This is a genomic window from Ruminococcus sp. CAG:379, assembly GCF_000434255.1.
GTDB lineage: Bacteria > Bacillota > Clostridia > Oscillospirales > Ruminococcaceae > Ruminococcus_F > Ruminococcus_F champanellensis.
The window spans coordinates 1-9,526 of the sequence record NZ_FR894908.1 but is presented as its reverse complement, the minus strand read 5'-3'; the positions used below and the strand labels follow the sequence as shown (position 1 = coordinate 9,526).

At 49.3% G+C, this 9,526-nt stretch carries 4 protein-coding genes; all 4 read left to right on the top strand.

Annotated features, from left to right (window positions below; all coding sequences use genetic code 11):
- The first annotated feature begins 66 nt into the window (after positions 1-66).
- Entirely contained in the window at positions 67-6,303 is a 6,237-nt protein-coding gene (locus QVO51_RS07485; protein ID WP_022357884.1) for a DUF6908 domain-containing protein, read from the top strand.
- Positions 6,304-6,367: 64 nt separating this feature from the next.
- Positions 6,368-7,450: a DUF3991 and TOPRIM domain-containing protein gene (locus QVO51_RS07480; protein WP_022357883.1), complete on the top strand. Its 1,083-nt coding sequence runs from the start codon at positions 6,368-6,370 to the stop codon at positions 7,448-7,450.
- A 5-nt stretch (positions 7,451-7,455) separates the two neighbouring features.
- Complete coding sequence (locus QVO51_RS07475; RefSeq protein ID WP_022357882.1) at positions 7,456-7,788, top strand: hypothetical protein; 333 nt, start codon at positions 7,456-7,458, stop codon at positions 7,786-7,788.
- A gap of 331 nt (positions 7,789-8,119) precedes the next feature.
- On the top strand, positions 8,120-9,526 hold a 1,407-nt coding region (locus tag QVO51_RS07470; RefSeq protein ID WP_288167997.1), incomplete at its 3' end, for a plasmid recombination protein.

The following is a 9,526-nucleotide window of genomic DNA, read 5'->3' as shown; positions in this document are numbered from 1 at the left end:
ATTGTCAATAGCAATCTGCAAATTTTTGATCCGAAAAAGCCGATCACTTCAGAGCGTAGAACCACAATGCTGGCTGCTTTCGCCGCAAAACACAATCTGGAAGATCTGAATGTATTCGTCAAAAAAGATAAGTCCTACCGGAGTGACGGCAGGGCTTATGATCTGATCGTAAAAGATGGGAAAAGTGAAGTGTTCAGCACGCTGCTGTTTACGCTTAATCCAGGAGAAATCTTCACAGAATCCGTTTTGCAATCCGGTCTGGAATCCTTGGAAGCATCACAGGAACTGCAAGACTTTCTGGCTTCCAGAGCGGCACAGCCTTCCCTGTTCGATCAGACTGATCCGCAAAAAGTTGACACAAGTGTCAACGCAGAATCAAAATCAACAAAAATAGCTGACCTGGCTGCCGGGGATGTGATCCTGTACGAAAGAGTTGACACAAGTGTCAACTTTACACCCGAACTCACTGAAAAAGCAAAGAAGTTCGGACAGATGTCCAGACCGGAGCAGCTCTACAGACAGCTGTCAGAGATGTATCCGCAGCTGGTCAGCGGTGAACACACATATGAGCATTACGAAGCGGATCCGGACAGCGGCTATGAGCCGTTATCCATTGAGCAGATTGGAGAAGGGCTGTATTCATTCATGACCACCTACATACAGAATGGGGACATCATGCGTGACCCGGATATTACTTTCATGCTCGATCACAATGAGCAAACCGCACATGTGTTCTCGTTCCGGCAGGATGGTGTACCACCTCACGGTACTTACTATGTGGAGGTTGCTGATGAAGCCGGGCATGTTGATACCAAGCTGCAAGCATCCCTGGAGCAGACATTCCTGCAAAATTTGAAAAACGCACAGACGGCAGACCGGGTGCTGACCAGATATCATGACAAAACCGGTCAGGAGACTGTGCTGATACCGGATATGCACAATGCTCCGACAGTGGAAGCGGAACAGACTGAACCGGTCAAGGTGGACGAAAATGCCCATCTGCGCCAAGTGCTGAACGCTTTTTCCGAGGAGCATGGACTTGGAGAATTGAATCTGAGATTCATTGATTCAAACCATGTGGGTATCTTTGAATCCTATGGGGATGGTTCAGATATGCAGCTGGACGTGAAACTGTACTACGGCGATGATGCACAAATCAGCCAGGAAGATTGCAAGCGGATGCTGGATCATTTCGCCACAGAGACAAAACGGCGTGGTCGCAAGGTGGAAGATGTCATGAGCCGGAAGTCTGCAATTGCAGTCAGGGGAAAATCCGAACTGCCCCCTGTGCCGGATGTCCTGCCGAAAATCGTCTATGCAAAAGCACCGTTGCAAAAGGTGCGTGACAACATAGAAGCCATTCGTGAGTTGCAGCGTCTTGCACGCTGCGAAGCAGAGGAACAACCCCTCTATGACAAAAAGCGCAACCAGTGGAATTGCAAGGAGAATTCTGATAACCGACTGCGCAAATACTCCGGATGGGGTGGCTTGCAGCAAGTCTTCGATGCCAAATCCGGTCGCTACGCAGATTTGCGTGAACGGCTGCAAAAGCTGCTGACCCCTGAAGAATATACTTCCGCCAAAGCAAGTGCAACGGATGCCCACTATACACCACAGATTGTCATCGATGCCATGTATAAGGCAGTGCAGAACATGGGGATTCCCCGTGATTCCCGGGTGCTGGAACCGGCTTGCGGCACGGGAAATTTCATTACCAGAATGCCCCACAGCATCGGTAATGCCGGTGTGGTTGGCGTAGAACTAGATCCCATCACCGCACAAATTGCAGCAAGGCTGAATATGGACAACCCGAACGTGGAAATCATACACAGTGCCTTTGAGCAAAGCGGTCAGACGGACAATAGCTTTGACCTGGTTATCGGCAACGTGCCGTTCGGCGACTATAAAATGAATGATCCCAATTATACACAGGATTGGCTGATTCATGACGCTTTTTTCCGGAAAGCACTTGATAAGGCTGCTCCCGGCGGTGTGGTAGCATTCGTAACCTCAACCGGCACGCTGGACAAGAAAAACCCCAAGGTGCGTGAGCACCTTGCATCACAAGCCGATCTGATTGGCGCAATCAGACTGCCCAACACAGCATTCTCTGAAGCAGGGACAGGCGTTCCAACGGACATTGTTTTTCTGCAAAAGCGTGTGCAGCCGCTTTCACCGGATGCACCCAAGCCGGACTGGTGCTATGTTACACCCATTTCAGAAGCGAATCAGGATATACGCATCAATTCCTATTTCGTGCAAAATCCGCAGATGATCCTGGGAACTATGCGCAAGACTTCCTTCCAAGACCGATTGACCTGTGATCCCGTTGTCGGAACAGACCTCAAAAAACAGCTTGACCAGGCGATACAGCAGCTCAACACCAAGATTATAGTCACAAAACGTGAAAAGGCTGCACAGGAGCGGCGTGGATACATCCAGCCCTGGGGCAAACAGTTCACCTACCAGGTAAAAGACCAGAAGGTCTACTATAATGAAGGTACGACTATGCGAGAGATTACCGGCTCATCCAGCGACATGGACAGACTGAAACGCCTGATAGGGCTACGTTCTGTCACACGCCAGTTGATCGACAAGCAGAAAACAGCAGCTGGAGATCATGAGCTTGTACCACTGCGTCAGTTTCTGAATCAGCAGTATGACGCATTCACTGCAAAGTACGGGAACCTGAACTCCGATGCTGTCAAAAAGGCGTTTGCTGCGGATGCAGATTATGCACTGCTGCAATCCCTGGAAGAATACGATACCGGATCCAAGACCTATTACAAAGCAGAGATCTTCCACAAGCGCACAGTCAACCCAGTACTGGAGATCACTGCTGTTGATACACTGGAAGAAGCCTATCAGGTTTCCCTGGATCAACGAGGAAAGCCGAATATCCCGTATATGGCAACGCTGCTGCAGGCGCAGCATCCAGATACACCATTTGCAGATCTGACACAGCAAATTCAGAAAGACCTGTTGGATCGGGGCATGGTATTCCGGGATCCTGAACAGGAGATCACCGGTGAACCATTTTCCGACATTGTGGAACGTGCAGAATACCTTTCCGGTGATATACGCCGCAAGCTGGTGTGTGCGCAGGATCGGGCAGCAGAGGATCCAGCATTCCAGCGCAACATAGATGCGCTAAGGGCTGTTATACCGGAAGACATTCATGCCGAGGAAATTGCAGTCCGCATGGGTTGTCCGTGGATCGATCCGGAGGATTACACAAAATTCCTGCATGAGCTTTCCGGCAGACGAGCAGAAGATACACGCTGTGAGGTGAAATATTCGCCGATTACCGGTGAATTCGACATACTGCAAGCCGGAAGCAGAAAGGATCTTAACGTCAATGAAGGCACTACATACGGCACGAACAAGCTGACCATGTATGAGATCGCTCAAAAGATGCTGAATCAGCGTCGGATTGCGGTCATGACTAGCGTATCATCCCCCAGGGATCCCAGCAAGATGATATCCCGTACTGACCCGGTTGAAACCAGGAAAGCTATGGAGAAAGCCAAGCTGATCGAAACAAAGTTTTCGGAGTGGATCTTTGCTGATCCGGAACGCAAAGCAAAATATGAGCGCAGATACAACAATCTGTTCAATTCCCTGGTCGGACGCAAGTATGACGGGTCGCACCTGACATTCGGCGGACAGTCCGCTGCATTCGCCCTGCGTCCCCATCAGCGTGACTGTGTTGCCCGTGCAGTATACGGCGGTAATACGCTGGCAGCGCATGTTGTCGGCGCAGGAAAGTCCGCCGTGTTCCAGACAGCAGTTATGAAAAAGAAACAGCTTGGCTTGATCAACAAGGCATGCGTGGTGGTACCCAAAGCCCTGACGGAGCAAACTGCAAGGGAGTGGAGAAAGCTCTATCCGGATGCAAAGCTGCTGACCATGTCGGCTGCGGATCTCTCCTCTGAAGCCAAGCGAGATCTGTTCGCCGCACGTGTGGCAACCGGCGACTACGATGCGGTAATCGTGTCCGTAGAGCAATTTGAAAAAATGCCCATGTCACAGGAATTCCAGCAGAAATACCTATTAAAGCAATTGGATGATCTGGAAGACATGCTCCGTGAAGCACGTTCAGCAAACGGCAACCGGAAGGATGCCACAACCAAGCAAATCGAAACTGGCAAGAAAAAGCTGAAAGTCCGCCTTGAGAATATTATGAATCCAAAGTCCAAGCAAAAGGGCAAGGACATTCTGTTGAACTTTGAGCAGCTGGGCTTTGACTACCTTGTGGTAGATGAAGCTCACGGCTATAAGAACGGGTTTGTGACCACAAAAATGGGGAATGTATCCGGCGTTACCACTGCTGCATCCGGGAAAGCCCAGGATATGCAAATGAAATGCGACTACTTCAATGAGCAGCTGGGGCAAGGGCATCTGCTCTTTTGCACCGGCACACCGGTAAGCAACTCCATGACAGAACTGTATGTAATGCTGCGTTATCTTCGTCCCGATCTGCTGGCTGCTGCCGGTGTGGGACGATTCGATGACTGGGCGGCAACATTCGGAAAGGTCACTACACAGCACAAACAGAGTGCAACCGGTGAGCTGAAGCTGAAAACAGCATTCTCCAAATTTGCCAATCTGCCGGAACTCATGTCCATGTATAAGGAATTCGCAGATATCCAATCTGCAAAAAAGCTGGATCTGCCCCGTCCGTCACTCAAAACCGGAAAACCGCAAATCATTTCCGTACCCGCTTCACCGGAACAAAAGGCATTTGTAAAAGCACTGGTGGAACGTGCAAAACGGATCTCTGAGGGCAGCGTGGATCCGCACGATGACAACATGCTTGTCATAACCAACGAAGCACGGCTGACCGGGCTATGCAATGCTGCTGTCGCTGCTCTGCTGCAAAAGCACGAGATCGATGTACCGGAAGGGTTTACGGATGCAAAGACCAGCAAGGTGGATGCATGCGTTGACAAGGTGCTCCAGGTATATCAGGAAACGGCAACCCAGAAGGGTGTGCAGATTGTTTTTTCAGATGTAGCCGTCAACTCGGATGCCGGGAATTTCTCCGTCTATGACTACATTCGGGATGAGCTGATTGCAAAGGGGATTCCGGCAGAGGAAATTATTTTCGCTCCAAAGTCTGAAGCGAAAAACCGTGAGGATATTTTCCGGGATATCAACGCAGGAAAATATCGTGTGGTAATCGCTTCTACCAGCACTCTGGGCACGGGTGCAAACGTGCAGGAACGTCTCGCTGCCGTACATCATGTGGATATCCCCTGGAAACCAAGTGATTTTGAACAACGTGAGGGACGTATCCTCCGCCAGGGGAATTCATTCAGTGAAGTACAGATTTTCAATTACATCACCGAAGGGACAATGGACAGCTACCTGTATCAAGTCGTTACCGACAAGGCAAGGTTCATTGCGCAGCTGCTGGATGATGAAACACCGGCTCGTATTTCTGAGGATTGTGACGATAAAGTTCTCACATACGGCGAAATGCAAGCAGCAGCAGAGGGCAACGACAACTTCCGCAAGCGTATTGAATTGGGCATGAAGGTTTCGGAATTGCAGTTTGCGAAAGCGGAATTCCAACGGGAAACCGGCGAGATGCGCAAAACGGTCGCAGCCATTCCGGAGCAAGTCGCTGCGCTCCGTGACCGTATTGACAGTATCAAATGCGATATCGAAACAGTTGACCGCCTGAGAAATCCGGAGGGCAAAATCGAAGATCTGACCGTTACAACGGCAACAGGCAATACGCTGACCAAGCAGGAGGACATCAATCTATATCTGCAAGAACTGCTCATACAAAAATCAAACGCACCGTTTAATGAAGTTCCGTGTTTTAAGATCAATGACTTTCAAGTTACGGTGGAACTGGTTGGTTTACAGCAAGGCTTTGCATTTGCTGTACAGGGCGAAAGTCCGGTGGCTTATCGCACAGCAGCGGAAATCCACGACAAAAGTAACAATGCGCAGCGGCTTTTAAATCTGTTGAACAATGGCATTGCAAATGAAAAAACAAAATGTGAAAACAGAATTGAAAAGCTGAACGCTGATCTGGTTCAGGCGACAGAACGGCTTGCAGTTGCATTCCCCCATGAGCAGGAATTGCAACAAGCGCAGTCGGAATTGGCACAGGTTGAAGCAGAGCTTCTGGGCATCACGGAAATGGAAGCGGCAATTCTGGATCCAGATGAGCAGCCCATTGAGGAAACCGCCGAGGAAAAAAAGAAACGGGAAAGTTTTGCGAAAAGTGACGATGACAATGATCTGAACCCAAACACAAGCGGTGAGGTTTTACCGCCGACCATGTAATCAAAAATTGAAATTGCCCTTGCAGTTTTTGTAAGGGCATTTTCTTTTCAACAAGGAGGAGAACATGAACAACGATGAGTTCAAGCAGCTCAGTGCAGCTGCACGCAGGGCAAATCTGCTTGACTATTTTCAGAACAGCGGCTACACAGTGGAGAAAAAAGGCGCAGAGTATTATATCAAAGAATTCTCCGGACTGTGCGTCAATCCGGACAGAAATCTTTGGTTTCATCATTATTCCGGGAAGGGCGGCAGTAGCTCCATCGACTGCCTGGTGCAAGTCCTGGGCAGAGATTTCAAACAGGCTGTGTTTGAATTGACAGGCAAGGATATTACAACAGTTCGTTCAAAGGAACATACCGGAGAGTATAAGCCCCAGTACACAGCACCGCCAAAGCCTGACCACTCTACCCCGGAGAAAAGAGAATTGCAAATGCCGGAGCAATCAAAAAACATGCGGCAGTTATTTGCATACATGTGTCAATCAAGAAAAATTCCTGCATCGATCATTGAGGAGTTGGTGCATGCCGGTCTGCTGTACCAGTCCGAACGCATGGTTACAGCAACAACGGCAACGGGAGAATCCAAAACATATCGCAATGCAAACGCAGTCTTTGTTCACAAAGATGCAGCAGGAAAAGTTGTGGGTGGTGAGATTCAGGGACTGAATTCATTCAAGCGATACAAAGGGATCGCAACCGGCACGGGAGAAAGTGCTTTCATATTTCATCCCGTACCGGCGAAGGATGGAAAAATCCATCGTGCATACATTTTTGAATCAGCCATTGACCTGATGAGCTTCTACAAATTTTGCGACAAGAAGAAAATGAGCGGTGCTGTTCTGGTGTCGATGGCAGGGTTGAAGCCGACGATTCCGCTGAAGCTGCAAGCAGAGGGAGTCGAGATTTTTTCCTGCGTTGACAATGACGATGCCGGTCGCCGATTTGAAAAAGAGAATGGATTTGTTCGTCCGAAAGGTGTGATTGAACAGCTCGACAAGCAGGGCTTTAAAGACTGGAATGAGCTGCTGGTTTTCAAATCCAGCAATCTGGATGCACACTTGGAACGGCAGCAGCCTGAGCCGGAATTGCTGGAACGGACAAATCAAAATGAAAGACCAAATCTGGCGTTGTCAAGAAGAATGAGGTGATCCAAATGGAGAAAAAAATCAAAGCCAAGGATAAACCGGAAACACTATTCCTTTCTCCGGAACTGACCAATTATTTGTTATCTGCCCTCGCAAGGATTGAAGAAATCGACACCGGCAATCGTTACGCACAGTTGGCAGGTCAATTGAAACAAACCATCCTGCGGTTCTCAAAAAAGGAACAGCGAAAGGGGGATGACCGTGCAGCGGTCATCCTCTACGGGAAGGAAGCATCCGCACTGATCATGCTTCTGACTGTTTATATCAGCGCAGTATCAGACTCTGAACCACATGACTTTTTTTCTGAACTCGGAAAAAATAGAAAGGGTGAAATCGTATGATTGTAAATATTTTCTGTGGTGAAAAGGGTTTGGGAATCCCCAATCTGCGGAGCAGACAAAACGCTGCAAATCATTTTTCGGAGAAAAACTTTTTGGGTTCTCCCGAAAAGGAATTGTGCAGCGGTTTAGCCGTCAAGGTCGCAGACTTTGCCCAATATTGGAGCGGAGCGAGAATTCTGTTTTGATCGAACGCTTTTGCGTTTGACAAAACAGGTATTGGGTAAATTGTACCCATTCCGTCAGAACGGGTACTTCAAGCACCGCAAAAATGCGGTGTGCTGAAAAAATCAGCGCACTAGGCTGAAAAGAAAAAGGAGCGAAGGACGAGAATATGGACGCATACAGCATCAGTTTTACGCTGGGCAAGGCAAGTTGTCCTCACGGAGCGAACCTCCGGCACAACAACCGGAAATTCATTGCCGCCAACATTGACCCCAGCCGGACAAAAGAAAATGTGACGTACAGACAGCAGGATGTGCGTGCAGCCTATCACCACCTGTTCGATCAGGCTGTCAAGGAATACAACGACCAACAGTATCGCAAAGACAGAATGATCGATGATTACTATGCCAGGATCGCTGCCAGCAAACGAGAAGAAGCATTCTACGAAGTCGTAGTGCAATTTGGCGATGTGAAAACTGCTGCCTGTGGAAGCCAGCGTGGAGAGATTGCCAAGGAGATGCTTGGCGATTACATGTTTTCTTTTCAGCAACGTAATCCAAACCTCTATGTATTCAATGCAGTGCTGCACATGGACGAAGCGAGTCCGCACCTTCATATCAATTTTGTTCCCTTCTACACCAAGGGCAGAAAGAACGGCTTGTCCAAAGGCGTTTCTATGAAACAAGCTTTGGATGAAATGGGCTTCCGTGCAAAGGGAAAAATTCAAAATCGATTGGTAGCGTGGGAGGAAGCCGAGCGCAGAGAAATGGAGCGCACCCTGCACCGGCACGGCTTTGTGCGTGAAGATAAAAATGCCCACTATGCGCACATGACCGTTGAGGACTTCAAGTACTCACAAGATCTGAAAAAGCTGCGAGCACAGCTTCGGGATGCAAACACTGTGACCGAAATGGATCACGAGGAAAAAAGCATCCGGCGGCTCAAGGATCGGTTGGCTGCTCTGGAGCATGAAACCGCAAAGCTGAAAAAAGAAAAACGCTCCCCTTACAAAGCATTCTTCTACACGCTCCCGGAAAAACAAGCGTATGTGCAAGCAAAGCTGGATGCGCTGCAAATTCCGTACCGGGAAACGGAGAACGGATTTGAAGCACAGGAGTGCTATGTGGATCAGATTCGGAAGATCGAAAAGGAGTACAGCCCAAAAACCAATCAGCGTGAGCAGCTTCGCAATGACATTGACAGACTGCTCATGCAAAGCAAGGACTTCGAGGAGCTGCTTGACCGTCTGCATGCTGCCGGTTATGAAGTGAAGCAGGGCAAGTACATCTCTGTCAAGCCGAAACACGGCGGCTCCTTCCTGCGGCTCAAGGGTCTGGGCGAGTACTACAGCGAACAGGCGCTGCGAAATCGGTTTGCAGCAAAAGCACGCTACGAGCAACAGCTTGCACAGCGTGTGGCGGATGCAAGGCGGCAATCCGCTCCGAATGCTGTTGTGCTGCGCACCATTCAGTTTTACACGATCTCATTTGCAAAGGGCGGTCTGCCGATGCATCGACGCAACCAACAGAAGCCCTTCGCATGGACAAACGATGCAGAACTGGATGCCCTGCTGGCA